Here is a 25,220-nt window from a genome sequence, read left to right on the forward strand (position 1 = left end):
GCGCCGTATCAGGATCGGCCTGACACTGTCGCAACACCGCCTATCGAGGAGGTCTCCATGGCAATGATGAGGGCAGCGGTTTTCGTGGCGCCGGGACGAATCGAACTGACCGACAAGGCCATTCCCGACGTGGGGCCCAACGATGCGCTGGTGCGCATTTCCACCACCACCATCTGTGGTACCGACGTGCACATCCTCAAGGGCGAATACCCGGTCGCGCCAGGGTTGACCGTCGGGCATGAGCCGGTGGGGATCATCGAAAAGCTCGGCAGCGCGGTCAAGGGCTACCGGGAGGGACAGCGGGTCATCGCCGGGGCCATCTGCCCCAACTTCAACTCCTATGCGGCGCAGGACGGGGTGGCCTCGCAGGATGGCAGCTACCTGATCGACAACGGCCTTTGCGGTTGCCACGGCTACAAGGCCACGGCGGGCTGGCGTTTCGGCAACCTGATCGACGGTACCCAGGCCGAGTATGTGCTGGTGCCGGATGCGGAAGGCAACCTCGCCCCCATTCCCGACGGGCTCAGCGACGAGCAGGTGCTGATGTGCCCGGACATCATGTCCACGGGGTTCAAGGGTGCCGAGAATGCCAATATTCGTATCGGTGATACCGTGGTGGTCTTCGCCCAGGGGCCGATCGGCCTGTGTGCCACTGCCGGGGCTCGCTTGCTGGGGGCATCGACCATCATCGCGGTGGACGGCAACGACCACCGCCTGGGCATCGCCCGAACGATGGGCGCGGATATCACGCTGAACGTCGGGCAATGCGATGTGGTGGAGGAGGTCATGAAGGTCACCCGTGGCCGGGGGGCCGACTCATCCATCGAGTGCCTGGGCCTGCCCAGTACCTTCGAGCAGGCCATGAAGGTGCTCAAGCCCGGTGGCACGCTTTCCAGCCTTGGCGTCTATTCCAGCGATGTGAAGATCCCGCTGTCGTCCTTCGCGGCCGGTCTCGGTGACCACCGGATCAACACAGCGCTGTGCCCCGGTGGCAAGGAACGCATGCGCCGGCTGATGAGCGTGATCGAATCCGGCCGGGCAGACTTCGGCTCGCTGGTGACCCATCACTACGCGCTGGCCGACATCGGCACGGCCTACGAGCTGTTCGCCCACCAGCGCGACGGCGTGCTCAAGGTCGCCATCAAGCCCTGAACCCCTGCGCGGGTGGTGATGAGCGCGGCAGGGTGGCCGGGTCGGCACCGAGACGATGCGGCGGGCGTGCCTGAGCGCAGGATGTTGTACGACGTCTGCCGAGGTGCTGACGGGCATGAACGAAAATGTCGCCGCACCGCAAGCGTGCATTCCGCTTGCCTCGTTAAGCTGCCCTGGCGCCTGGGACCGGGCGTCGTGGCGCATGCCGGGTAGCGCTTGCAGGCGGCCGGTCTAAGGTTGAACTACGCATGGAAACACGAATCGCACATACCAAGCCCATAGATGGAGCATACACATGGCGTTCTTCACCGCGGCCAGCAAAGCCGACTTTCAGCAGCAACTGCAAGCGGCCCTGGCGCAGCATGTCAGTGAACGGGACCTGCCAGGCGTGGCTCTGTTCGCTGAACAATTCTTCGGCATCATCGCCCTCGAGGAATTGACGCAACGGCGCCTCTCCGACCTGGTCGGTTGCACCCTTTCCGCCTGGCGCCTGCTGGCCAGCTTCGACCCTGCCCAGCCCCAGGTGCGCGTGTTCAACCCCGACTATGAAAAACATGGCTGGCAAAGCACGCACACCGGCATCGAGGTGCTGCACCCGGATATCCCGTTTCTCGTGGATTCCGTGCGTATCGAACTCAAGCGTCGTGGCTACAGCATCCACACCCTGCAGAACAGCGTGCTGAGCGTGCGCCGCGATGCCCAGGGCGCGCTCCTCGAGTTGCTGCCCAAGGGTACCACCGGCCAGGATGTCACCCGCGAGTCTCTGATGTTCCTGGAGATCAACCGCTGCGCCAGCAACGCCGAGATCAAGTCGCTGCACAAGACCCTGCTCGACGTGCTGGAAGAAGTGCGCCTGAGCGTCGCCGATTTCCAGCCCATGAAGGCCAAGGCCCAAGAGCTGCTGGCCAAGCTGGGTGAGGGCAGCCTCGGCCGCGGCCACAGCGAGGCTGCCGAGCTGGATGAGATAAAGGTATTTCTCGCCTGGCTGCAGGACGACCATTTCACCTTCCTCGGCTACGAGGAATTCACCGTTCACGACGATACCAGCGGCGGCTACCTGCAGTACGACGAAAGCTCGTTGCTGGGGCTTTCCAAGCGCCTGCGCAGCGGCCTGAGCCAGGACGACCTGCGTATCGAGCCCTATGCGCTGGCCTACCTGCGCGAGCCCAGCCTGCTGTCGTTCGCCAAGGCCGCGCAACCGAGCCGCGTGCACCGTCCGGCCTATCCGGATTTCGTTTCCATCCGGGAAATCGACGACGCAGGCAAGGTGCTCAAGGAGTACCGTTTCCTCGGCATCTACACCTCCACCGCTTACAGCGAGAGCGTGCGCGAGATTCCCTACATTCGCCGCAAGGTCGCCGACGTGGAGAAGCGCTCCGGCTTCATCTCCCAGGGCCACCTGAGCAAGGAGCTGGTCAAGGTTCTCGAAGTGCTGCCGCGCGACGACCTGTTCCAGACGCCGGTGGACGAGCTGGCCAGCACCGCGCTGTCGATCGTACAGATCCAGGAGCGCAACAAGGTGCGCCTGTTCCTGCGTTTCGACCCCTATGGCCGTTTCGTCTACGCCCTGGCCTACGTGCCGCGCGACATCTATTCCACCGAGACCCGCCTGCGCATTCAGCAGGTGCTGGTCGATCGCCTGCAGGCCAGTGATTGCGAGTTCTGGACCTACTTCTCCGAGTCGGTACTGGCCCGGGTGCAGTTCATCCTGCGCGTGGACCCGAAGACCAAGCTGGACATCGACCCGCAGCAGCTCGAGCGTGAGGTCATCCAGGCCTGCCGCTCCTGGACCGACGACTACGCGTCCCTGGTGGTGGAGAACTTCGGTGAGGCCAAGGGAACGCGGCTGCTTACCGACTTCCCCAAGCATTTCCCCGCCGGTTACCGCGAGCGCTTCCCGGCGCATTCGGCGGTGGTCGACATGCAGCACCTGCGCAGCCTCTCCGACGAGCGCCCGCTGGTCATGAGCTTCTACCAGCCGCTGGTGCCGGGCGAGCGCCAGCTGCACTGCAAGCTGTATCACGCCGATACGCCGCTGGCGCTGTCCGACGTGCTGCCGATCCTCGAGAACCTCGGCCTGCGCGTGCTCGGTGAGTTCCCCTATCGCCTGCAGCACCAGAACGGTCGCGAGTTCTGGATTCACGATTTCGCCTTCACCTATGCCGAGGGCATCAAGCTCGACATCCAGCAGCTCAACGACACCCTGCAGGATGCCTTCGTGCACATCGTGCGCGGCGACGCCGAGAACGATGCCTTCAACCGCCTGGTACTGACCGCCGGCCTGCCATGGCGCGACGTGGCGCTGCTGCGCGCCTACGCCCGGTACCTGAAGCAGATTCGTCTGGGCTTCGACCTTGGCTACATCGCCAACACCCTGCTCAACCATGCCGATATCGCCCGCGAGCTGGTGCGGCTGTTCAAGACCCGCTTCTACCTGGCCCGCAAGCTCGGCGCCGATGACCTGCAGGACAAGCAGAACAAGCTGGAACAGGCGATTCTCGGTGCCCTGGACAACGTCGCGGTGCTCAACGAAGACCGCATCCTGCGTCGCTACCTGGACCTGATCAAGGCGACCCTGCGTACCAACTTCTATCAGCCCGATGCCCAGGGCGAGGCGAAGCATTACTTCAGCTTCAAGTTCAACCCGAGCGCGATCCCCGAACTGCCGCGGCCCGTGCCGAAGTTCGAGATCTTCGTCTACTCGCCGCGGGTGGAAGGCGTGCACCTGCGCTTCGGCAACGTCGCCCGCGGCGGCCTGCGCTGGTCCGACCGTGAAGAAGACTTCCGTACCGAAGTGCTCGGCCTGGTCAAGGCGCAGCAGGTCAAGAACGCGGTGATCGTGCCGGTCGGTGCCAAGGGCGGTTTCGTGCCACGTCGCCTGCCCGTGGGCGGCGGCCGCGACGAGGTCCAGGCCGAGGCCATCGCCTGCTACCGCATCTTCATCAGCGGGCTGCTCGACATCACCGACAACCTGAAAGAAGGCGAGGTGGCACCACCGGCCAACGTGGTGCGCCACGATGCCGATGACCCCTATCTGGTCGTCGCCGCCGACAAGGGCACCGCGACCTTCTCCGACATCGCCAACGGCATTGCCGGCGAATACGGCTTCTGGCTGGGCGATGCCTTCGCCTCGGGCGGTTCTGCCGGTTACGACCACAAGGGCATGGGCATCACCGCCAAGGGCGGCTGGGTTTCCGTGCAGCGTCATTTCCGCGAACGCGGCATCGACGTGCAGAAGGACCTGACCACCGTGATCGGTATCGGCGACATGGCCGGTGACGTATTCGGCAACGGCCTGCTGCTGTCCGAATCGCTGCAGATGGTCGCAGCGTTCAACCACCTGCACATTTTCATCGACCCGAATCCGGATGCGGCGCACAGCTTCGTCGAGCGCCAGCGCCTGTTCGACCTGCCGCGCTCGAGCTGGGCCGACTACGACACCTCGCTGATTTCCCAGGGCGGCGGCATCTTCCTGCGCAGCGCCAAGAGCATCGCCATCAGCCAGGAAATGAAGGCTCGTTTCGACATCCAGGCCGACAAGCTGGCGCCTACCGAGCTGCTCAATGCACTGCTCAAGGCGCCGGTGGATCTGATCTGGAACGGTGGTATCGGCACCTACGTCAAATCCAGCCGGGAAAGCCATGCGGACGTCGGCGACAAGGCCAACGACCTGCTGCGCGTCGACGGTCGCGAGCTGCGCGCCAAGGTGGTGGGCGAGGGCGGCAACCTGGGCATGACCCAGCTCGGCCGTGTCGAATTCGGCCTCAACGGCGGCGCCAGCAACACCGACTTCATCGACAACGCCGGTGGCGTGGACTGCTCCGACCACGAGGTGAACATCAAGATCCTGCTCAACGAGATCGTCACCGCCGGCGACATGACCGGCAAGCAGCGCAACACGCTGCTCGCCGAGATGACCGAGGACGTCGGCAATCTGGTGCTGGGCAACAACTACAAGCAGACCCAGGCCCTGTCGCTCGCCGAGCGCCGTGCCCGTGAGCGCCAGGGCGAATACAAACGCCTGATGGTGGCCATGGAAGCGACCGGCAAACTCGACCGCGCCCTGGAGTTCCTGCCTACCGAAGAGGAGCTCAACGAGCGCGCCACCAATGGCCAGGGCCTGACCCGTCCGGAACTCTCGGTGCTGATTTCCTACAGCAAGATCGAGCTGCAGGAGTCGCTGATCAAGTCCGACATCGCCGACGACGATTACCTGGCTCGCGAAATGGAGACCGCCTTCCCGCCACGCCTGGCCCAGCAGTATGGCGAGGCCATGCGCCGTCACCGCCTCAAGCGCGAGATCGTCGCCACGCAGATCGCCAACGATCTGGTCAACCACATGGGCATCACCTTCGTGCAGCGCTTGAAGGAGTCCACCGGGGTGGGTTCGGCGCAGGTAGCCGCTGCCTACGTGGTGGTGCGTGACGTGTTCCACCTGCCGTTCTGGTGGCGGCAGATCGAGGCCCTGGACAACCAGGTGCCGGCCGATCTGCAACTGACCATGATGGATGAGCTGATGCGCCTCGGCCGTCGTGCCACCCGCTGGTACCTGCGCAGCCGTCGCAACGATCTGGACGCTGCCCGCGACGTCGCCCACCTCGGTCCGCGAGTCAAGGCGCTGGCCATGCGTCTGGACGAACTGCTCGAAGGGCCGGCTCGCGACCAGTGGATGGCGCGCTACCAGACCTACGTCGAAGCCGGCGTGCCGGAGCTGCTGTCCCGCGTGGTGGCGGGCACGGGCCACCTGTACACGCTGCTGCCGATCATCGAATCGGCAGACCTCACCGGCCGCGAGCCCACCGAAGTGGCCTCGGCATACTTCGCCGTCGCCGACGCGCTGGATCTGTCGTGGTACCTACAGCAGATCAGCGGCCTGAGCGTGGAAAGCAACTGGCAGGCCCTGGCCCGCGAGGCGTTCCGCGACGATCTGGATGCCCAGCAACGGGCCATCACGGTATCCGTGCTGCAACTGCCGGGCGGCTCGGAGTCGATCGAGGAGCGGGTCGAGGCCTGGCTGGAGCAGAACCGTCGCCTGGTCGACCGCTGGAAGGCCATGCTGGCCGAGCTGCGCTCTGCCTCAGGAAGCGATTACGCCATGTATGCCGTGGCCAATCGCGAACTGAGCGACCTGGCGCAAAGCCAACTGCCGCTATTGCCGGCTTGATCGACTGAGCGGCTGCAACAAACGAAAACGCCCCGACTGGTTCGGGGCGTTTTTTTATCGCTCAATAATGAAGAACCCGTCGCCCGCAAGCGGGCTCCCAGCCATCGGCAGCGAGGTATCCGTGCAGGAGTCGGCTTGCGGGCGAATTGTGGGCACCCCGCGGGCCAACGAAAAGATCGCCGTCTCAAGGCTTCTGCTGGAGGCCTTCGAGCAACGCCTTGTGGAAACGTTGCGGCTCCTGAATCTGCGGCGAGTGGCCGAGATCCGGGAAGGTCACCAGGGTCGCATCGGGAATGCGTTTCGCCGTCGCCGGGCCCAGCACCTGGTAGTCGCCCAGTTTGCCGCGCAGCGCTTCGGGGGCGGCGTCCTTGCCGATCGCGGTATTGTCCTTCTCGCCAATTAGCAGCAGCACGGGCATCGTCAGGTTGGCGAACTCATAGACCACCGGCTGGGTATAGACCATGTCGTAGGTGAGCGCCGAATTCCAGGCGACGATCTCCTTGCCATCGCCGTTGAACATACCGGCCTGCATCTCCACCCAACGGTCGAACTCGGGGCGCCACTGGCCTGCGTAATAGGTGTTCTTCTGGTAGTTGCGGCTGGCTTCGGCAGTGCTCTTCAGTTCGCGCTGGTACCACTGGTCGACGCTCAGGTAGGGCACGCCGAGGGTCTTCCAGTCTTCCAGGCCGATCGGGTTGACCATCGCCAACTGCTCGACCTGTTCGGGGTAGAGCAAGGCGTAGCGCGTGGCGAGCATGCCGCCCATGGAATGACCCAAAACCGTCACGCGCTCGATCTTCAGCTGTTCCAGCAGCGCATGGGTATTGCGGGCCAGTTGCTGAAAACTGTACTGGTAATGAGCAGGCTTGCTCGACTTGCAGAAGCCCACCTGATCCGGCACCACCACACGATAACCCGCCTCGCTCAAGGCGGCGATGCTGCCTTCCCAGGTCGCGCCGCAGAAATTCTTGCCGTGCATCAGCAGCACGGTTCGGCCATTGGCCTGTTTCGGCCGCACGTCCATGTAGGCCATCTGCAGCGAGTTGCCTTGGGAGTCGAAGGTGAAGCGCTTGATCTCGTGGGGGTAATCGAAACCTTGCAGTTCTGGGCCATAACTGGGCGTTTCGGCAGCCAGAGCTGGCAGGCTGCCAACGATCAGTAATGTGGCGAGGGCAATGCGCACGGGGGATGCTCCAAGCGTTGGGGAGGAGCAAAGACTGACAGCAACACGCGGCCGGCATTGCCGGCAAGTGTTTACAAAACCTGTCCCAGTAGTGGGTTTCAGCCCAGCTCGCGAACGTAACGCAGCATATCCGGGGCGCCGGCCTGGCACAGGCCTTCGCCCAGGGCGCATGCCTGTGGCGAGTGCTTGGGCAGCAGCAGGAACTCGGGTGAGCCCGGGGTACGCAGCAGGCTCAGGCGCGCGTAGGGCACGTCGTGATCCATCAGCAACTGCATGAAGGTGGCATCGCTCCAGGCGGCGCAGGGCATGGCCAGGGCGTGGTAACGCCGTTGCAGATCGCGCAGGCCGTTTTCGCTGATGCGGTAGTGGGTGATGTCTGCCGGCAGACCGATTTCCAGGCCACGCAGCCGCGCATAGGCCACGGCGCTGGCGAAGGCCGCTGGGTGCGATTCGCCTGCCCAGAACAGGCGCTCGCCGCGCCATTGGGCCTGCCAGAGGTCGAGGCGTTGAGCGGGAAAACCCGGCAGTGCCTGGCCCAGGGTCTTGAGAAAGTCCCGGTAACTGATGATGCGGATTTTCCGGCAGGTTGCGCTGGCGGCGTAGTCTTCGAAACTGGCGTGGCGTTCGTCGCACTGCACCAGGCTGTCGACCCGGCGCAGGTCGAGCTGGTCGATCTGCCGATGCACGACCTCGACGAGATTGGTCAGGGCGGCGTGAGCGTCGGCCTTGTCCTCCTGTACGGGACCGGAGAGCGCGTTACGGGGCAGCTTCTTGAGGCGATGCAGGGGCGGGCCGCCCAGCCAGCAAATGCTGTCGGCGAAGCCTGGAATCGCTGCAAATGGCAGGCGCAACCGACTGGCGCGCTCGAAGATCGGCTTGCCGCCACGGCCGAGCAGCCCCACGCGTTGAGCCAGTGCGGCCAGGCGTGAGGCAAGGGGGCTGGGCTGTTCAGGCAGGCTCATGACAATTCGCGGACCTCGGTATGCCCGCTGCAGTGTGGCAGAGCTGGCCGCCCGTGGCGAGAGGGGGGGAGCGAGGTGGCGCGTTGCAAGTGCCAGGCAGCCGCGAGCCACTGCCGGCGGCAGTGTGGCAGAATCCGTTCATTCGTTTGCGAGGAGCTCCCCATGCCCACTCTGGTTCTGGATATCGTGTTATCGGCAGAGCGCCTGCGGGTCATCTATCAGGGACGGGCCAATCGCATTCAGGCCGTCAGTCGCGATGGCCGGCGGGTGAGCATCCCCTCCCATCACTTCCGACCGTTTTTCGGCCATGACGGTATCCGGGGCGCCTTCGAGCTGCACTTCAGCGAGGACGGTGAGCTGCTGAGCCTGCGTCGGCTGCCGTAGGCCTCGCTAGGCGGGCTGCTGGGCGGCTATAATTCGCGCCTTTCGATTTCGCCACCGACGAGCTGAGCCTGCCCATGTACAACCTGGCCCGTGAGCTGCTGTTCAAACTGTCCCCGGAAACCTCTCACGAACTGTCCCTCGACCTGATCGGCGCGGCCGGCCGTCTCGGTCTGGCCGGGCGTCTGAGCCGGGCACCGAACAGCCTGCCGGTCACCGTGATGGGCCTGCAGTTCCCTAATCCGGTCGGCCTGGCCGCCGGTCTGGACAAGAATGGCGAGGCCATCGACGGCTTCGCCCAACTGGGCTTTGGCTTCGTCGAGATTGGCACGGTCACACCGCGTCCGCAGCCAGGCAATCCCAAACCCAGGCTGTTCCGCCTGCCCGAAGCCGAGGCGATCATCAACCGCATGGGCTTCAACAACCATGGTGTCGATCACCTGCTTGCCCGGGTGCGTGCCGCCCGGTTCCGTGGGGTGCTGGGTATCAACATCGGCAAGAATGCCGACACCCCGGTGGAACGAGCGGTCGACGATTACCTGATCTGCCTGGACAAGGTCTATGCCCACGCCAGCTACGTCACGGTCAACGTCAGTTCGCCGAACACGCCAGGGCTGCGCAGCCTGCAGTTCGGCGACTCGCTCAAGCAATTGCTCGATGCCCTGCGCAGGCGTCAGGACGAATTGGCACTGAGCCACGGCCGCCGTGTGCCGCTGGCGATCAAGATCGCCCCGGACATGACCGATGAGGAAACCGTTCAGGTTGCGGCAGCGCTGCTGGAGAGCGGCATGGATGCGGTGATCGCCACCAACACCACGTTGAGCCGCGAGGGGGTCGAGAACCTGGCGTTTGCCAACGAGGCCGGCGGCCTGTCCGGCGCGCCAGTACGCGACAAGAGTACCCATACGGTCAGCGTGCTGGCGGGCGAGTTGGGCGGACGTGTGCCGATCATCGCCGCGGGGGGTATCACCGAAGGTCGTCATGCCGCGGACAAGATCGCGGCAGGGGCGAGCCTGGTGCAGATCTACTCGGGGTTCATCTACAAGGGGCCGGCGCTGATTCGCGAAGCGGTGGACGCGATTGCCGCGGTGCGCCGCTGAGAGGGAAATAAAAAGGGCCCCCTTGGGGGCCCCTGGGCTCTCGCCCGCCGCTCGGATGGAGCGTGCTTGGTGAAGTCGGTTGGTCCCTGGTTTAGCCGACAGCTCGAAGTTCGTTGAGTCGATGGATACCGGCGGTGCCGGTCAAACCGTCCCAGTTGTCACCGCGGCCTTCACGCCAGCCATTGAGCCAGGCCTGACGCACGGACGGAAGAGTGAAAGGACACAGCTCGCGGGATTTACCACTGATACCGTACTGATAGCCGCGCAAAAAAGCTTTTTCTAACGGATCACGCTTAAGTCTTCTCATAGGGTGTTGCCCTCACTTGTTGACTGTTTATGTCCCGTAGACCTCTCGGAGGTCAGGCAGAAGGTCTGCCATGGAGTCCGCTGCCGGCGTCGCGAGCCTCCTGTGCCAGCGTCATTGCGACGTTGGCCTGGGTAGATTTCTATCGAATGCATGAACCGGTGTGAATGATCGATTTGTCATAAGGACGTAACGGTTTTGCGGGTGAGGCCATAAGCTACGGGTAATTTTTACCTGGGCCTCGGCGAAAGTCGCGCTAACCGGGGCCTTACCCCTTGTCTGCTGGTGTTTTGCCATCGTGAATGGCTATCGATTACACCTGCTATTTATTCCGACGAAGGGTCGCTTTGCGACGTTTTGTCACTTATTTTTGGTTGCGCCTCGTGTGGCGCCAACCCATTACCGCCTGCGGGCACTGGATTTCTGATGTCGGACGATAACGAACTCTTCCTCACTTGCCCCAAGGGGCTCGAAGGCCTGTTGCTGGAGGAAGCCAAGGCGTTGGGCCTGGAGCAGGCTCGCGAACACACCTCGGCCATTCGTGGTGTGGCCAGCATGGAAACGGCGTATCGCCTGTGTCTGTGGTCGCGCCTGGCCAACCGGGTGCTGCTGGTGCTGGCGCGCTTTCCGGTTCGCGATGCGCAGACCCTGTACCAGGGCGTGCTCCATGTCGACTGGTTCGAACACCTGGAGCCGAGCGGCAGCCTGGCCGTCGAGTTCAGCGGCCATGGTTCGGGCATCGACAACACCCATTTCGGCGCGCTGAAGGTCAAGGACGCCATCGTCGACAAGCTGCGCCAGGCCGATGGCACCCGCCCGTCGGTGGACAAGCTCAATCCTGACCTTCGCGTGCACTTGCGTCTGGATCGTGGCGAGGCGGTGCTGTCGCTGGATCTGTCCGGTCACAGCCTGCACCAGCGCGGCTACCGCCTGCAGCAGGGCGCCGCGCCGCTGAAGGAAAACCTTGCTGCCGCCGTGCTGATCCGCGCCGGTTGGCCGCGGATCGCCGCTGAAGGTGGCGCCCTGGCCGACCCCATGTGCGGCGTGGGCACCTTTCTGGTCGAGGCCGCGATGATCGCTGCCGACATCGCGCCGAACCTGACCCGCGAACAATGGGGCTTCAGCAACTGGCTCGGCCACGTGCCGGCCACCTGGAACCGCTTGCGCGTTGAAGCCGAAGAGCGTGCCGCTGCCGGCCTGGCCAAGCCGCCGCTGTGGATCCGCGGTTACGAGGCCGATCCGCGACTGATCCAGCCTGCCCGCAACAACATCGACCGGGCTGGGCTGAGCGACTGGATCAAGGTCTACCAGGGCGAAGTGGCGACCTTCGAGCCACGCCCTGACCAGAACCAGAAAGGCCTGGTGATCAGCAACCCGCCCTACGGCGAGCGCCTGGGCGACGAGGCGAGCCTGCTGTACCTCTACCAGAACCTTGGCGAGCGCCTGCGCCAGGCCTGCATGGGCTGGGAAGCCGCGGTATTCACCGGTGCCCCGGACCTTGGCAAGCGCATGGGCATCCGCAGCCACAAACAATACGCCTTCTGGAACGGTGCCTTGCCCTGCAAGCTGCTGTTGATCAAGGTGCAGCCTGAGCAGTTCGTCACCGGCGAGCGCCGTACTCCCGAGCAGCGTGAGCGTGAACCTGAGCAGAACGAACAGCAGGTCGAAGAACCGAAACTCAACCGCAACGGCAACCCGATCAGACCTGCACCGGCTCCCGTGGAGCAAGCGCGGCTGAGCGAAGGCGGGCAGATGTTCGCCAACCGTCTGCAGAAGAATCTCAAGCAGCTCGGCAAGTGGGCGCGCCGCGAGGGCGTCGACTGCTACCGTGTCTACGATGCCGATATGCCCGAGTATGCCCTGGCTATCGACCTCTACCACGACTGGGTGCACGTGCAGGAGTACGCCGCACCACGTTCCATCGACCCGGAAAAGGCCCAGGCCCGTCTGTTCGATGCGCTGGCGGCCATTCCCCTGGCGCTGGGCGTCGACAAGAGCCGGGTGGTGATCAAGCGCCGCGAGCGGCAAAGTGGTACCAGGCAGTACGAGCGCCAGGCCGCTCAGGGCCAGTTCATGGAAGTGAAGGAGGGCGGCATCAAGCTGCTGGTCAACCTGACCGACTATCTGGATACCGGGCTGTTCCTCGACCACCGTCCGTTGCGCCTGCGCATCCAGAAGGAAGCCGCGGGCAAGCGTTTCCTCAACCTGTTCTGCTACACCGCTACGGCCAGCGTGCATGCGGCCAAGGGGGGGGCGCGCAGCACCACCAGCGTCGACCTGTCGAAGACGTATCTGGACTGGGCGCGGCGCAACCTGTCGCTCAACGGTTTTTCCGACAAGAACCGCCTCGAGCAGGGCGATGTGATGAGCTGGCTGGCCGATGATCGCGGCGAGTACGAGCTGATCTTCATCGACCCGCCGACCTTCTCGAACTCCAAGCGCATGGAAGGTGTGTTCGACGTCCAGCGTGACCACGTGCAACTGCTGGATCTGGCCATGGCACGCCTGGCGCCGGGTGGCGTGCTGTATTTTTCCAACAACTTCCGCAAGTTCCTGCTCGATGAGCAACTGCCTGCGCGTTATCAGGTGGAAGAGATCAGCGCAGCGACCCTCGATCCGGACTTCGCCCGCAACGCCAAGATCCACCGCGCGTGGAAATTGATGGCCAAATAACTGACAAACCGTAGCCTGGGTCGAGCGCAGCGATACCCAGGCTACCTCATGCTTTTATCTGGCAGCGCTCTTCGGCTGCTTGTAGAGGTCGAGCAGCACCTGATCGAGGATCGCCGAGGCGCCCCATGGCTTGGGGTCGTTGAGGATCGCCACCACGGCCCAGCTGTTGCCGTTGCTGTCGCGGCTGAAGCCGGCGATGGCGCGCACGTTGTTCAGGGTGCCGGTCTTGATGTGCGCCTGGCCGGCCATGGGTGTGTTGCGCAGGCGTTTGCGCATGGTGCCGTCCAACGCGACGATCGGCATGGAGCTGATGAACTCGGCAGCATAAGGGCTCTTCCAGGCAGCCTCCAGAATACGGCCCATTTCTCGCGCGCTCAGGCGCTCCGCCCGGGACAGCCCGGAGCCGTTCTCCATTACCAACTGCGGCGCGGTAATGCCCTTGCGGGCCAACCAGGCGCGAATCACCCGTTGCGCAGCGTGGGCGTCGTCGACATCCGCATTGGTGCGATTCTGCGCGCCGATGCTGAGGAACAGCTGCCGGGCCATGGTGTTGTTGCTGTACTTGTTGATGTCGCGGATGATTTCCACCAGATCGGGGGAAAAGGCTCGCGCCAGCAGGCTCGCGCTCTTCGGCACGTCGGCCTGGCGGTTCTTGCCCATGATGCTGCCGCCCAGCTCCTGGAAGATGGCGCGCACGGCACCCGCTGCATAGCCGGGATGGTCGAGCAGCGACAGGTAGGTCTGGGCGCTGCAGCCATCGGTCAACTGGCCGGTGACGATCACCCGGGTGCCGTCGAACTCCTTGACCGGGTTGTAGCGCACGTCCGGCCAGGCGGGGCATTTGCCAGCCTTGAGCACCTTGACCTGATTATCCAGCGTCAACCCCGCCAGCGGTGGCTCGGCAGCGACGCTGACCTTGCCACTCTCGGCGCGGGCGATGAAGCGCAGCGCCTTGAGGTTGACCAGCAGCGAGTCGGGGGTGACCAGATAGGGTTTGTTGGCATCGCCGCCGTCGTCGTCGAAGGCGGGCAGGTTCGGTTGCGAGAAATAGCTGCGATCGAGCACCAGGTCGCCAGTCACCTGACGCACGCCATTGGCCCGCAGATCGCGCAGCAGCAGCCAGAGTTTTTCCATGTTCAGCTTGGGGTCACCGCCACCCTTGAGGTACAGGTTGCCGTTGAGTACGCCGTCCTTGAGCTGGCCGTCTGTATAGAACTCGGTCTTCCACTGATAGGTCGGGCCGAGCAGTTCCAGTGCAGCGAAGGTGGTCAGCAGCTTCATGGTCGACGCCGGGTTCACCGACACATCGGCATTGAAGAGGGTGCCATTGCCCGGGCCAGTGAGCGGCAGGGTGACCACCGACAACGATTGCTGGCCGATCTTGTTGGCCTTGAGGCTCTTGACCACGCTTTCCGGGAGGTTGGCGCTGGTCGCCGCATGGGCGGGCAGGGCAGTGGGCAGTACCAGGCAGGCGAGTGCCAGAGGGCGGAGAATGCGCAGCCTCCGGACGACGGGTACAACGAAAAATCGCATTACGAGCTCCCACAGCGGTTTGGGACAATGCCGCGCATTATGCCCCATGGCTTCGCTATCAGGGCTGCAATCGCTGGGTTTTTCATCGGTTGACGGGCATCGTGGGCGCGAAGCTGGTAGAGTGCCGCGCGTTATCACTCTGAAGGATTTTTACCCATGGCTACCAATCGTTCCCGTCGTCTGCGCAAGAAACTCTGTGTCGACGAATTCCAGGAGCTGGGTTTCGAACTGAACCTGACTTTCAAGGAAGACCTGAGCGACGAAGCCGTCGACGCCTTCCTCGATGCATTCCTGAGTGATGCCATGACCGCCAATGGCCTGGGCTATGTCGGTGGTGACGACTACGGCCTGGTGTGCCTGTCCAAGCGCGGTTCGGTCAGCGAAGAGCAGCGCACCGCTGTCGAGGCGTGGCTGAAGGGCCGTTCTGAACTGGTCGACTTCAGCGTCAGCCCCCTGCTCGACGTCTGGTATCCGGAGAACGAGATCAACTCGGCTTCCTGATTCCTGCAAGGGCCTCGTTCGAGGCCCTTCTCATTTGCGCAGGACGATGACGGTTCGATGGCTGTGACGGCCTTCTAAACAACCTGAGCCGGCGCAGCAGCCTTCATCCCGCTCCGCTCTCGGGCTCTTCGGCCTGACGACTCTCCAGATGCCGCGCGGTAATCGCTGCCACGGCTTCGCTGAATGCCACGCATTGTTCATGAAGGATGCCGCAATGGCCGTCCAGCAGCTCGCCTTGAAGCAGCACGAAGAGGCCGAGCAGCTCGCCCTGTCGATCACGCAAGGCAATGGCCAGTACGTTCACGCGCGGTGTACCGAGTACGTTGAGCAGCGGCTGAAGATCGCCGGCCTTGTCGAAGCCCAGTGACAGTGCTGCGCTGCCCTTATCCAGAGCCTGGGCCAACCAGACCGCCGAATCGCCACCATCCAGCGGCTGGGTCTGCAGGTCGCTGGCGCGCAGTCTGTCGCCACTGTGTCCCAACTCCAGCGTTTGCGCGCGCAGGCGCCCATCCTCGACCAGATAGACGACGCCAGCCTGGGCATCGATGGCCTGCAGGGTCTGCCGGGTTATCCATTTCAGCAGCGCCTGAACGCTCGGCTGATGTCCCAGTTCGGCGATGATCTGCTGGTAATGGATGAGGGCCCGATTCATCCGTGCCATGGCCTGGGCCAGGCAGTCCACTTCCAGTACCGAGGAGCGTACGCCGCCGGCTGCGGCGAAGTCGAACCGTGCCATTGCTTCGGCCTGATCCTGCAATGCGGCAAGCGGCCGGGTGATGCAACGCGACAGCAGCCAGGCGATCGGTAGGCACAGTAGCAGGGTGGTCAGGGTGATCAGCGCGCCTTGCCAGCGAATCCGGTAGGCATCGGCGAGCAGTTCGTCCTCGGGCACCAGCAGTGCCAGGTACAGGCCATCGGGCCCACCTTCGCTGACGTGACTGCGTGAGACCACCCAGCGGCGCTTGTTCAGCGTCTCGATACCCTGCTGGTTGTGCCCCGGAGCCAGTTCGCGCAGCGTGCCGGCCAGCTCCGGTAGCAGTTCGGTCACTGGCCGCAGTCGTGGCTCGGGGGTGTGGCTGAGCAGGCGCTGGCTATCGGGATAGGCCACGGCCAGGCCCCGGGCATCGAACAGCACCACTTCGCTACTGGGAGTGACCTTGTGCTTGATCAGGGTGGCGGAGAGATCTTCCAGGGTCAGATCCGCGGCAATGACCGCCTCCTCACCGGCGGCATCGGCGAGGGTGGTGCCGATCGCGCCCGAGGAGAAGAATACGTAGGGCGTGGTGGTGACGCTGCCGTTCTGACTGCGGGCACGGCTGTACCACTCGCGCATGCGCGGGTCGTAATCCTGACTGCCCAGCGTGCGCCTTTCCAGCAGATTCAGCGCGTCGTCGAAGAACAGATACTCGCCGATTCTGCCAGCATCGTGCTGCTCGACCGACCAGATTTGCAGGGATGCACCGTCAGGCGCCTGGAATTGTCGCTGGATGGCTCGGTTACGCAAGGCGCGAACCATGAAAAAGTCGCCGCTGCGGTAACCGAGATACAGCGAAGCCAGCGTGGGATTGTCACGCAGCGCCTGGGCGAAGGGGGCGAGCAGTGCCAGGCGCCCTTGCAGATCGTCGCTGCGTGTCCCCTCGGCGAAGGCCAGTACGCCGAGCAGGTGATGGATCGGCCGGTAGGTGGCGCTGATACCCTGATGCACGTCTTGCTGGATGTGCTCGAACAGCGATGCGCTGCTGGAGAAAATGATCGCCGTAGTCTGGCGATAGGTGAACAGGCCCAGTGTGCCACCTGCGAGCAGCAGCATCAGCATGAACAGCACGCTGATATGGATGTGCAGGGGGAGTCTGCGGTGTGCAGATGGGAAGCTGCCGAGCATCGCGCGTCGCTCCACGGTGGCGCTGCTAAATGGCCAGCATAGTCAAGCGTTCAGGATTCTGCCGACTGGTGTGACTGCAGCGGGCCATCACCGTGCGGCAGGCGCTGTTTCGCTGCGCCACGGTTGTCCAGCCATTGCCGCAGGCCATGCATCAGCAGGGCGATGAAGAGTGTCAGCAAAATGCCCAGGGTGACGTTGAACAAGCGTACCTGTGGCAGGTGCCAGTCCCTGGCCAGGCTCTCGGCGAGGAGCACGAAACACACCGTGGTCTGCAGTACGAACAGGCCATAGTTGTGGGCTTGCAGTGCGCGGCTGAGGGTGATCAGCGGCAGCATGATGGCCACCATCATCGGTGGGCTCTGCAGGCTGTGGCCGAACAGGATCAACAGCCCGGCGGCGCTCAGGCTGGCCATGCTCGCCTGCAGGGCACGCACCAGGCTGCCCCTGAACTCCAGCTGCAGGGTGGTGACCACCGCAAGGGTCAGCCAGTAGCCGCGCTGCAGGTGCGCGAGATTGACCATCAGGCCGGCCAGGGAGACCGCCAGCATGCAGCCCGTGGCGTACAACCACCATTGCTGGCGCGACTGGCGACGTGCGTGGCGGCGCAGCACCTTGAGCAGGCTCACCAGGCGCGGCATGTACGGCCACATGCGCAGGCCGTGGACGCCGCGCAGGCCGAATGCCAGAAGCATCACCCACAGCCCGCCGAGAATGAACAGCGTGGCGATGGCGTAGGGGTTGTTCAGGGTGCTGCTGCCATATTGGCCCTGCCCCAGGCACAGACACACGGTCAGGCCGATACCCAGCTTGCCGGCTTCGGCACCGTAACGCTGCAACCAGGCCAGCAGCAGGCCGAAGCCGGCGAACAGCGACAGACTGATCAGCGGGTGCGTCGCCGACCAGAAGCCCAGCCCGGCACTGCAGGCGCCAAGGCCGGTGAGCAGCAGCATGCGCAACATGCCGAAGCGATGCAGTGGATTGGCCTGGGCAGCCTGAAAGGCGCCAACCGAGGCCCACAGGAAGCCCGGATGAGCGCTGAACAGCCCCAGCAGCAAGGGCAGTGCACAGCCCAGGCCCGCCACTATGGCCGCTCCCCAGGCAGGTGGCCCGGCGTGCCAGCTGAACAGCTGTCGCAATACCTGGCGCATGCTCAGACCGGGCTCGAGCGACCGGTCATTTCGCGCGCCATTTCGGTGGCGTAGCTATCGGTCATGCCGGCAATGAAGTCGATCATCCGCAGGAAGGAGCGGTACAGCGGCCAGTGCGGATCGGGTGCGTTATGGCCGAGCAGGTCGAGGATGCGCCGGTTCTTGAACGAGGGGGTACGCCCGCCGTGTTGTTCCAGCGCCGCGCCGCAGAAGGCATTGAGAAGAATTTCCAGGGTGGTGTAGGCGCCGATCTCGTGGAGGGTCTTGCGCTTGTCCTGAAAGATCTTTTCCCGGGCCATCGCCTTGGCAGCCTGCACGCACTCCTTGGCCGGGCCGTGCATGTGCTCGACCAGGTCGCCCTCCAGGGTACCTGCCAGCAGCGCCTGTTGCTGCGCGACGAAGGCCTGGGCCGCCGAGTTGGTCAGGTGTTCGATGGCCTTGCCACGCAGGATCGCCAGCTTGCGTCGACGTGAATCGGCGGGCCCCAGTTGGCGGTAGGTCTCCGGCAGGTCGTCGCCGACCAGGTCAAGCAGCAGCGACTCCACTTCGGTGTAGTCGAGCAGCTCCATTTCCAGGCCGTCCTCCAGGTCGATCAGGCCATAGCAGATGTCGTCTGCCGCCTCCATCAGGTAGACCAGCGGATGGCGCGCCCAACGCTGCTCCTCCAGTTGCGGCAGGCCGAGCTTGCCGGCGATCTGTTCGAGCAGCGGCAATTCGCTCTGGTAGCAGCCGAACTTGTGTTTCTTGTAACCCAGGGCTTCCGCATGGCGGGACGTCCAGGGGTATTTGAGGTAGGCGCCGAGGGTCGCGTAGGTCAGCCGCGTTCCACCATCGAACTGGTGGTACTCCAGTTGGGTGAGCACACGAAAGCCCTGGGCGTTGCCCTCGAAGCTAAGGAAGTCGCCGCGCTCGGCATCGCTCATGGCGTCCAGCCAGCCCCGCCCTGCCGCCTGCTGGAACCAGTGGCGAATGGCATCTTCCCCGGAGTGGCCAAAAGGCGGGTTGCCGATGTCGTGAGCCAGGCAGGAGGATTGCACCACCATGCCCAGGTCGCTTGGCGCGCACCAGGATGGCAGTTCGCCGCGCAATATCTCGCCGACCCGCATACCCAGGGAGCGGCCCACACAACTGACTTCCAGCGAGTGAGTCAGCCGTGTGTGGATATGATCGTTGCTCGATACCGGGTGCACCTGAGTCTTGCGGCCCAGGCGGCGGAAGGCGCCGGAGAAGATGATCCGGTCGTGATCCTTGTGAAAGGGGCTACGTCCCAGTTCATCGGCGCTGGGTGCCGGTTTGCCGAGACGTTCGCGGGTGAGCAGGGTTTGCCAGTCCAAGCGTGTTTCCTTTACCAGGGACGGCGATGCGTCTCGTCGGGCGTTGCTGCCGGCCACATTCGGCGACCTGCAGGTGTTTCCTATGGGGGTGTTGGCGTAGCCGCACCGCTGCACGGAAGGCCGCTCGCCGCCGAAGGGCCTGGGCTCCGCCAGCCGGTTGCCTGCCACACGAGCAGATACCCATGGCCTATCCCTAGCGTGGAATGCCGCCAGCGGCGAAGTTCTCGTACGGCGTGCTCTGCAACGTCAACCGGCCCTAGCTTCCCTGTTCGAGGCAGCAACTGCAAGGCTGTTCTTGCTGCAGATGCCTGAGGCGCTGTTGCAGGTGATTGAGAAAGCCGCTTTCGAAGGCCTGGCGAGGTCCGTCAGGTTCGTACATCGCCCTGGCATAGGCGAGCTGGCGCCAGAGCGGGCGCGGGTGGGGGTCGTTGTACCAGTCGCTGGCACTGCGTATGCCTGCATCGACGACCGGCTGGAGGGCCAGTGGACAGTCCACGACCATCGCCGGCTGGCTGCCGAACGCCGGAATGTTGGCCAGCAGTTGCTCGTTCACGAGCGGCCTCTGTCCAGGTGCGTCCCGAGCCGCTGCATGTCGATGAGCACATGGCCGGCGATACGTGTCACGGGCAGCAGTCCATCGTCTATCCACGTCTGCACGCGATCTTCGCCGAGGCCAATCAGTTCGGCGAAACGTCGGACGGTGACGTAGCGGGGTGAGTTGGGCAGGTGAGAGAGGTCGAGTTCTTCCACTTTGATTCTGCTTCCTGCAACATGATCGGCTCCGTAGACTCATCCACGGGATGAGTAGGGTCGTGGGTAGTGTCAATCACTAAATATTAGTATGTCAATGCGTTTGAACGCATGCCACCTGATGAGAGTTGAGTCATGTCCAACAAGCGCTTTCTGTTCACCGCTGGCGAGCGGATGCGTGCGCTGCGTGAGCTGATGGGGTTGAGTCGCAATGCCTTCGCCGAAATCGTCGGCATGACGGCCAAGCGTATCGAGAACATCGAGAACGGTTGGCAGCGCATGCATGACGAGGACCTGCAGAAGGTGTGCAGCCAATTCGAGGACTTCAGTCGCTGGATCGCCTACGAAGGCCCCCTGGATCCGCTCCCCCTGCAACTGAAGGTGGCGGACTCGGCACAGAAGGCCGCGGTCTATCTGGTGCAGCGCAACCCCGATCTTCTCCAGCGCAGTGGCCTGGATCTGCAGCAATGGCAGCAGCGTCACCGCGATGTGCTGCTGGAAATCGAGCGCCAGGCAAATGCCGAATCGCCGGTTGCCCAGGCGCCGAAGGCGCCCTCGAAGGGCGTGGATGACGGGGAGTGAAGACAGGCGCGTTGCTGTGGCTGCGAAAATCCTTTCAGGGGGCCGGCAGCAGTGCCCGTGCATCGATATCGACCAGTAACAGGCGGTCGCCGTCGTCGATGAACTGGCCGGCGGTGAGGCAGTACTGGTTGCTGGTGGCGTCGCGGTAGGTGGTGGAGAGGATGAGGCGACGTTCCTCCCGGCCTTCGGCGAGCAACTGATAGAAGTAAGGCCGCCAAGACCAGTTATGGCCGATGTAGCGATCATCGGCCAGCCAGGCGCCGTTGCGCCATTCCAGGTTGGGGGTGGTCTGCGTGCCATGGCGGTCGCACTGATACAGACGTAGCAGCCATGGGTAGGCCAGTGGTGTTGCAAGCACGGCCGGCACGCCAGCTTCGAGATCGTTCCTGAGCGCTGCGAACAACTCGGCGAGTTGCTTGCGCAGTTTTATCTGATGGGTTCGCTCGGCCAGTTTCCGCTGTACGTACTCGTCGCGTAGCCGTGCGAAGCGCTCGACGAAGGCCGCGTGGCCAAAGAACGCCGGCTCGGGCGCCGCGAACAGATAGCCCTGCACGTAACGGGCTCCGCATTCCAGGGCAAAATCCAGCTCGGCATGGGTTTCCACGCCCTCGGCGATGATCCAGCAGCCGGTTTTCTCGGCCATCATCGCCAGGGCCTTGACCACTTCGCCACTGGGGCCGCCGCGAGCGGCCTCCTGGAACAGGCGCATGTCCAGCTTGAGAATGTCGGGTTGCAGGGCCAGCACCCGGTCGAGCTGGGAATAGCCCGCACCGAAGTCGTCGATGGCGATGCGTGCACCGGCTTCCCGGTAGCGCGCCACCACGCCAGGCAGGCGCTGGCTCGCGCCGCCCAGTTCGGTGATCTCGAAAACCACACGCCTGGGATCGATACCGCTGCGCTCGAGCTGCCGCAGGCTGGGCAGCGCCTGGGTGGGGCGCAAGCGGCTGATCCAGCGTGGCGATATGTTCAGGCTCAGAAACCATTGCGAGGGCGCGTCGTGAAAACGCATCAGCGCCTGCTCGCGGATCTGCCGGTCGAAGCGACGCAGGGCGGCTGGCGGTGTCTTGGGGTCGGCGAACAGCGGCCCCGCAGAGTGCAGGCGACCCTGCGCGTCACGCAGCCGGGCGAGGGCCTCGACACCGGCGATCTCGCCGGTAGCCGTGTCGATGAAGGGTTGGAAGACGGCGAGCGGTTGACCGTCGAGCACTGAGCACATCCTTAGGGGCCATTGCCGTTTCGGGGCACGCCGCGCTGCTGCGAGAAGTCCAGGCGGCCTGGTTCATCGGGCGCGGGCGTGGCCGTGCCGAACCGGTAGCAGCCTCGAACATGGAGAAAGCTGACGCCGTGAAATATCCGGCTGATCCAGGCTCCCTCCTAGCAAGAACGTGGCCAGTATCAGTGGTTCTCAGGTGCTTTTGCTGGCTTTTTGCCTTCAGAGGGGGCAGGGCGTTTCCTCAGGCTCGGAAAGGACTCCAGTGCCAGGCGCAGCCAGCGACGCCAGGAGCCCCCGCGCATACCCAGAAAGGTCAATGCGAAGACGCCGCCAGTGATCCAGATTGGTGCGTTGCTGCCCTTGAGTTCCTGGCGCCAGTGGTTGCCGAAATCCTTGGCTTTCTGCACGGGTTCCAGGATGACCATGGCTTCATGGCGAATTTCCTGGCGATGCATTTCCAGGCGCAGGCGCAGCATGGTCTTGCGCAGTTCCTGGGTGGAGGTTTTGCCGCTGGGGCGAATCATGGCAGCAGTTGCTCCCTGTCGCGGGCCAGTTCTTCGAGGCTGGCGCTGAATGGGGCTGGAGCATTGCGCATGCGCTGGACGAGGCTCGCCGCGCACGCAAGCAGGCCCACTGCATAGAAGAGGCAGAGCAGGGCTATCACCAGCATGCGGTGGCTGTCCCAGAACGCGATCAGCAGGGCGGCGGACAGGCCGATGATCAGCAACAGCCCGAACAATATGCACAGGCCGGTCAGGATCAGCAGGGTGACGGTACGCGCCTGCTGCTCCCGAAACTCTTCACTGAACAGGGCGACATGGCCGTGAATCAGCCCGAGCAGGGCACCGGCCAGGCGCCGCGGTGAGGGGCCGCGGCTGGGAGGTGCTGTCTGGCTGTCATCCATGTGCTGTCCTGATCAACGTCGGCTAATGAGCATGCCGATCAGTATACCAATGCCGGCGGCGATGCCGATGGTCTGCCATGGGTGGGTCTGCACGTAGTCTTCGGTCGCGCCGACCGCAGCCTTGCCGCGCAGCACGACGTTCTCTTCGGTGTTCTTCAGCGTCGAACGCGCACGGCCCAGGCTGTCGCGGATCTGAGCGCGCAGCTCTTCGGCCTGATCGCCGACCAGACTGGCCGAGTGTTGCAGCAGAACCTCGGTGTCGCGCACCAGAGCCTGAAACTCTTCGAGCAGCTCTTCTTTATTGGCGGGTGCAGCAGGGCGTGAAGGAAGTGGGCGGGCCATGGATCGTTCTCCTGAAGGTGTGATGTAAGGGGTTCGAGTGGTTGCCGATTGGCGTGGTTCAGTCTATCTGCGAATCAACGGGGATGAAGCTGGATCGAGAGGCATGAGCATTGCATTGCAGACGCGCGTCCGTGCCGGGCATGCCTGTTTATGGTGCCTGTCCCGATTTTGGGGCAGCTCTCCGGCGTGTTCTTAACCTATTGATAGTCAAATGGTAAGTGCCGATGTAGCGGCACTCGCGAGCGGCAATGGTGCGCTCGCCGGCAAAAATGGCCGGCTCGAATAACGAGCTGTGCATTTTTCTGGTGCCTTCGTGTGGCGAATGTTCGTTTATGGTGCTTTTCGCTGTGGAGCCTCTGCCACGATGGAAACCCTCAACGGTGCCGTGCAAACCCTTATTCACGGCTCCAACACATTGTTCATCCTGATCGGCGCGATCATGGTGCTGGCCATACACGCGGGCTTCGCCTTTCTGTCGGCATTCGGCTCGGTCAGGAGCAGGAGTATTACGGCGCCGACCTGTCGATACACAGATTGGCGCGGTCAGCCACGACTGAGGCGCCCGAGCGCTCGGCGAATCCTCTGGTCGATTGCGTGCATGGCTGCCCTAAACTTTTATCGGGAGCTGCCGTCAACCTTGAACATGCTCCGTTTCGGTGACTTGCCATGACCATTTCCCTGCCCCTGTCGACCTCCACGACCAGCCGCTCGCCCCAGGTGGGCGGCCAGACCAGCATCCGTAGCGCAGCCGATGCCCAGGTCGCGCTGTCCAATCGGCTCGCCGAGCGCCTCGGTCTGCCCGCCGGTTCGTTGACCGCGAAACAGGACGATTTCTCGCCGGAAAAGGTAGCGGATCGGGTGCTTGGCTTCATCGAACAGCGACTCAAGCGCGAAGCGGCCTCCGGTGCAAGCCCGGAGGATCTGCAGAAACTGATGGAGCAGGCGCGCTCCGGGGTCGAGAAGGGTTTCGCCGAGGCGCGCAAGATGCTCGATGGCCTGAGCATGCTCAATGGCAAGGTCGCCACTGACATCGACGACACCGCTCAGCGCATTCAGCAGGGGCTCACGGGACTCGACAAGCAATATGGCACCGCCTCGGCCGGCAGCGGCAGCACCACTGGCGTGCTCGCTTCGAGCGACCGTTTCGCGGCGGTTGCGGAAAGCTTCGAGTTGGATATCACTACCCGCGAAGGGGATCGCCTGCGTGTCTCGATCGCCCAGGCGTCGGCCGGCTGGTCGCGCACCCAAGGTTCCAGTAGCCAGTCCGGCAGCCTGCAGATCGGCAGCTGGCAGGTGGATGTGCAGGGGGATCTGAACGACCAGGAAAAGGCGGCGCTGGAGAACCTGTTCAGCCAGGTGCAGGATCTCTCCAACGCGTTCTATTCCGGGGATGTGGCGGGCGCCTTCGATCGGGCCATGTCGCTCAACATGGATGGCTCGCAGCTGGCGTCCATGTCGCTACGCTTGACGCAGACCAGCGTGCGCCAGGCCACCGACACCTATGGCTCGGTATCCAGCGAGGGTGGCCAGCCAGCCAGTGCGGTCAATGGCGCGCTCACCGACTATGCGCAGAGCCTGCTGGATTCGCTGCGCAGCGCCAGCCAGTTGTCCAGTGACGGCAAGGGCCTGCTGCAGGATCTGCTCAAGGGTGGGTTCTCTCTGGACGAGCGTTTCGACGAAGAGCGCCTGAGCAAGGCCGAGCAACTCAACGGGCGGTTGCTCGATGGCCTGCAGGATCTGCTGGGCTCCACGCTTTTGCCGAATACGGATGAGGAGGCGACGGGCGTCTGAGTGATGGCGCCAGGGTGGTAGACTGACGCCTTTATCGCTGTGGAGGCGGACCGATGCTCGCCGAGTGCCAACTGCTGGGGACTCCCGGCTGCCACCTCTGTGAATATGCCGAGGCGATATTGATGCCGTTCGTCGAGCATGGTCTGCTGGTCGAGTTGGTGGACATCGCCGAACACGCTGACTTGCTGGAGCGCTACGCGCTACTGATACCCGTGCTGAAACGCACGGATACGGGGTCGGAGTTGCCCTGGCCATTCGACGCGCCTCAGGTAGCCGCCTTTCTCGGCTGAACCGTCTGCGTACCTGGAGCCTGATGCATCG

Annotated in this window: 22 protein-coding genes and 1 pseudogene; 10 read left to right on the forward strand and 13 right to left on the reverse strand. The window is 63.8% G+C overall.

All coding sequences use genetic code 11. The features are described 5' to 3' along the window. The first annotated feature begins 57 nt into the window (after positions 1–57). Complete coding sequence (locus BLR94_RS07285; protein WP_084304087.1) at positions 58–1,152, forward strand: NAD(P)-dependent alcohol dehydrogenase; 1,095 nt, start codon at positions 58–60, stop codon at positions 1,150–1,152. A 295-nt stretch (positions 1,153–1,447) separates the two neighbouring features. Next, a complete protein-coding gene (locus BLR94_RS07290; RefSeq protein WP_084304088.1) occupies positions 1,448–6,316 on the forward strand; it encodes an NAD-glutamate dehydrogenase in 4,869 nt (1,622 codons plus the stop codon). 184 nt (positions 6,317–6,500) lie between these two features. On the opposite strand, the gene BLR94_RS07295 is transcribed toward BLR94_RS07290, so the two are convergent. Next, positions 6,501–7,499, reverse strand: coding sequence for an alpha/beta fold hydrolase (locus BLR94_RS07295; protein ID WP_244158110.1), 999 nt, complete (start codon positions 7,497–7,499; stop codon positions 6,501–6,503). 98 nt (positions 7,500–7,597) lie between these two features. After that, the gene (locus BLR94_RS07300; protein WP_084304090.1) at positions 7,598–8,461 is read right to left on the reverse strand and encodes a DUF6685 family protein; all 864 of its coding nucleotides are present in this window, start codon (positions 8,459–8,461) and stop codon (positions 7,598–7,600) included. A gap of 162 nt (positions 8,462–8,623) precedes the next feature. Here BLR94_RS07300 and BLR94_RS07305 point away from each other — a divergent pair, with 162 nt between their 5' ends. Continuing rightward, positions 8,624–8,845, forward strand: a complete 222-nt coding sequence (locus BLR94_RS07305) for a DUF2835 domain-containing protein (RefSeq protein ID WP_084304091.1) — start codon at positions 8,624–8,626, stop codon at positions 8,843–8,845. Between the two features lie 74 nt (positions 8,846–8,919). Next, a complete protein-coding gene (locus tag BLR94_RS07310; protein ID WP_084304092.1) occupies positions 8,920–9,942 on the forward strand; it encodes a quinone-dependent dihydroorotate dehydrogenase in 1,023 nt (340 codons plus the stop codon). A gap of 91 nt (positions 9,943–10,033) precedes the next feature. Here the strand turns inward: BLR94_RS07310 and rmf are convergent, their stop codons facing one another. Next, a complete protein-coding gene (gene rmf, locus BLR94_RS07315; protein ID WP_073268316.1) occupies positions 10,034–10,249 on the reverse strand; it encodes a ribosome modulation factor in 216 nt (71 codons plus the stop codon). 423 nt (positions 10,250–10,672) lie between these two features. Between rmf and rlmKL the strand changes: the two genes are divergently transcribed. Further along, positions 10,673–12,919 carry a bifunctional 23S rRNA (guanine(2069)-N(7))-methyltransferase RlmK/23S rRNA (guanine(2445)-N(2))-methyltransferase RlmL gene (rlmKL, locus tag BLR94_RS07320; protein WP_084304093.1) on the forward strand — a complete coding sequence of 749 codons (2,247 nt, stop codon included), beginning with the start codon at positions 10,673–10,675 and terminating at the stop codon, positions 12,917–12,919. Between the two features lie 54 nt (positions 12,920–12,973). Here rlmKL and dacB read toward each other — a convergent pair whose 3' ends face one another. Continuing rightward, positions 12,974–14,452: a D-alanyl-D-alanine carboxypeptidase/D-alanyl-D-alanine endopeptidase gene (gene dacB / locus BLR94_RS07325; protein WP_084304094.1), complete on the reverse strand. Its 1,479-nt coding sequence runs from the start codon at positions 14,450–14,452 to the stop codon at positions 12,974–12,976. Between the two features lie 156 nt (positions 14,453–14,608). Here dacB and BLR94_RS07330 point away from each other — a divergent pair, with 156 nt between their 5' ends. Next, positions 14,609–14,953 (forward strand): YggL family protein, encoded by a 345-nt coding sequence (locus BLR94_RS07330; RefSeq protein WP_084304095.1) that lies wholly within the window; start codon positions 14,609–14,611, stop codon positions 14,951–14,953. Between the two features lie 103 nt (positions 14,954–15,056). On the opposite strand, the gene BLR94_RS07335 is transcribed toward BLR94_RS07330, so the two are convergent. The 5 genes from BLR94_RS07335 to BLR94_RS07355 form a co-directional block, all read right to left on the reverse strand. Continuing rightward, on the reverse strand, positions 15,057–16,835 hold the full coding sequence (locus BLR94_RS07335) for a cache domain-containing protein (protein WP_084304096.1): 1,779 nt from the start codon (positions 16,833–16,835) through the stop codon (positions 15,057–15,059). 50 nt (positions 16,836–16,885) lie between these two features. After that, positions 16,886–17,983, reverse strand: coding sequence for an FUSC family protein (locus BLR94_RS07340; protein ID WP_084304097.1), 1,098 nt, complete (start codon positions 17,981–17,983; stop codon positions 16,886–16,888). Positions 17,984–17,985: 2 nt separating this feature from the next. After that, entirely contained in the window at positions 17,986–19,317 is a 1,332-nt protein-coding gene (locus tag BLR94_RS07345; protein ID WP_084304098.1) for a deoxyguanosinetriphosphate triphosphohydrolase, read from the reverse strand. Between the two features lie 256 nt (positions 19,318–19,573). Further along, positions 19,574–19,870, reverse strand: coding sequence for a LasR-specific antiactivator QslA (locus tag BLR94_RS07350; protein ID WP_084304099.1), 297 nt, complete (start codon positions 19,868–19,870; stop codon positions 19,574–19,576). Beyond that, positions 19,867–20,067 (reverse strand): MerR family transcriptional regulator, encoded by a 201-nt coding sequence (locus BLR94_RS07355; protein WP_084304100.1) that lies wholly within the window; start codon positions 20,065–20,067, stop codon positions 19,867–19,869. The genes BLR94_RS07350 and BLR94_RS07355 overlap by 4 nt, the downstream gene beginning before the upstream one ends. Positions 20,068–20,202: 135 nt before the next feature. Here BLR94_RS07355 and BLR94_RS07360 point away from each other — a divergent pair, with 135 nt between their 5' ends. Beyond that, complete coding sequence (locus BLR94_RS07360) at positions 20,203–20,649, forward strand: helix-turn-helix domain-containing protein (RefSeq protein ID WP_084304101.1); 447 nt, start codon at positions 20,203–20,205, stop codon at positions 20,647–20,649. 34 nt (positions 20,650–20,683) lie between these two features. Here BLR94_RS07360 and BLR94_RS07365 read toward each other — a convergent pair whose 3' ends face one another. The 4 genes from BLR94_RS07365 to BLR94_RS07380 all read right to left on the reverse strand — a co-directional run bounded on the left by BLR94_RS07365 (position 20,684) and on the right by BLR94_RS07380 (position 23,108). Then, entirely contained in the window at positions 20,684–21,856 is a 1,173-nt protein-coding gene (locus tag BLR94_RS07365) for an EAL domain-containing protein (RefSeq protein ID WP_084304102.1), read from the reverse strand. Between the two features lie 188 nt (positions 21,857–22,044). Then, complete coding sequence (locus tag BLR94_RS07370; RefSeq protein ID WP_084304103.1) at positions 22,045–22,386, reverse strand: hypothetical protein; 342 nt, start codon at positions 22,384–22,386, stop codon at positions 22,045–22,047. Beyond that, complete coding sequence (locus BLR94_RS07375) at positions 22,383–22,766, reverse strand: phage holin family protein (RefSeq protein WP_084304104.1); 384 nt, start codon at positions 22,764–22,766, stop codon at positions 22,383–22,385. Before BLR94_RS07375 ends, BLR94_RS07370 begins: the two co-directional genes overlap by 4 nt. Positions 22,767–22,778: 12 nt before the next feature. Beyond that, entirely contained in the window at positions 22,779–23,108 is a 330-nt protein-coding gene (locus tag BLR94_RS07380; RefSeq protein WP_042555727.1) for an ElaB/YgaM/YqjD family protein, read from the reverse strand. A gap of 364 nt (positions 23,109–23,472) precedes the next feature. Between BLR94_RS07380 and BLR94_RS27095 the strand changes: the two are divergent. The 3 genes and pseudogenes from BLR94_RS27095 to BLR94_RS07395 all read left to right on the forward strand — a co-directional run. After that, positions 23,473–23,613, forward strand: a pseudogene (locus BLR94_RS27095) (ammonium transporter); the annotation flags it as partial. A 161-nt stretch (positions 23,614–23,774) separates the two neighbouring features. Next, positions 23,775–24,899 (forward strand): DUF5610 domain-containing protein, encoded by a 1,125-nt coding sequence (locus tag BLR94_RS07390; protein WP_084304106.1) that lies wholly within the window; start codon positions 23,775–23,777, stop codon positions 24,897–24,899. A 53-nt stretch (positions 24,900–24,952) separates the two neighbouring features. Next, on the forward strand, positions 24,953–25,189 hold the full coding sequence (locus BLR94_RS07395; RefSeq protein ID WP_084304107.1) for a glutaredoxin family protein: 237 nt from the start codon (positions 24,953–24,955) through the stop codon (positions 25,187–25,189). Positions 25,190–25,220 lie beyond the last annotated feature (31 nt).

The organism is Phytopseudomonas flavescens (genome assembly GCF_900100535.1).
Lineage (GTDB): Bacteria > Pseudomonadota > Gammaproteobacteria > Pseudomonadales > Pseudomonadaceae > Aquipseudomonas > Aquipseudomonas flavescens.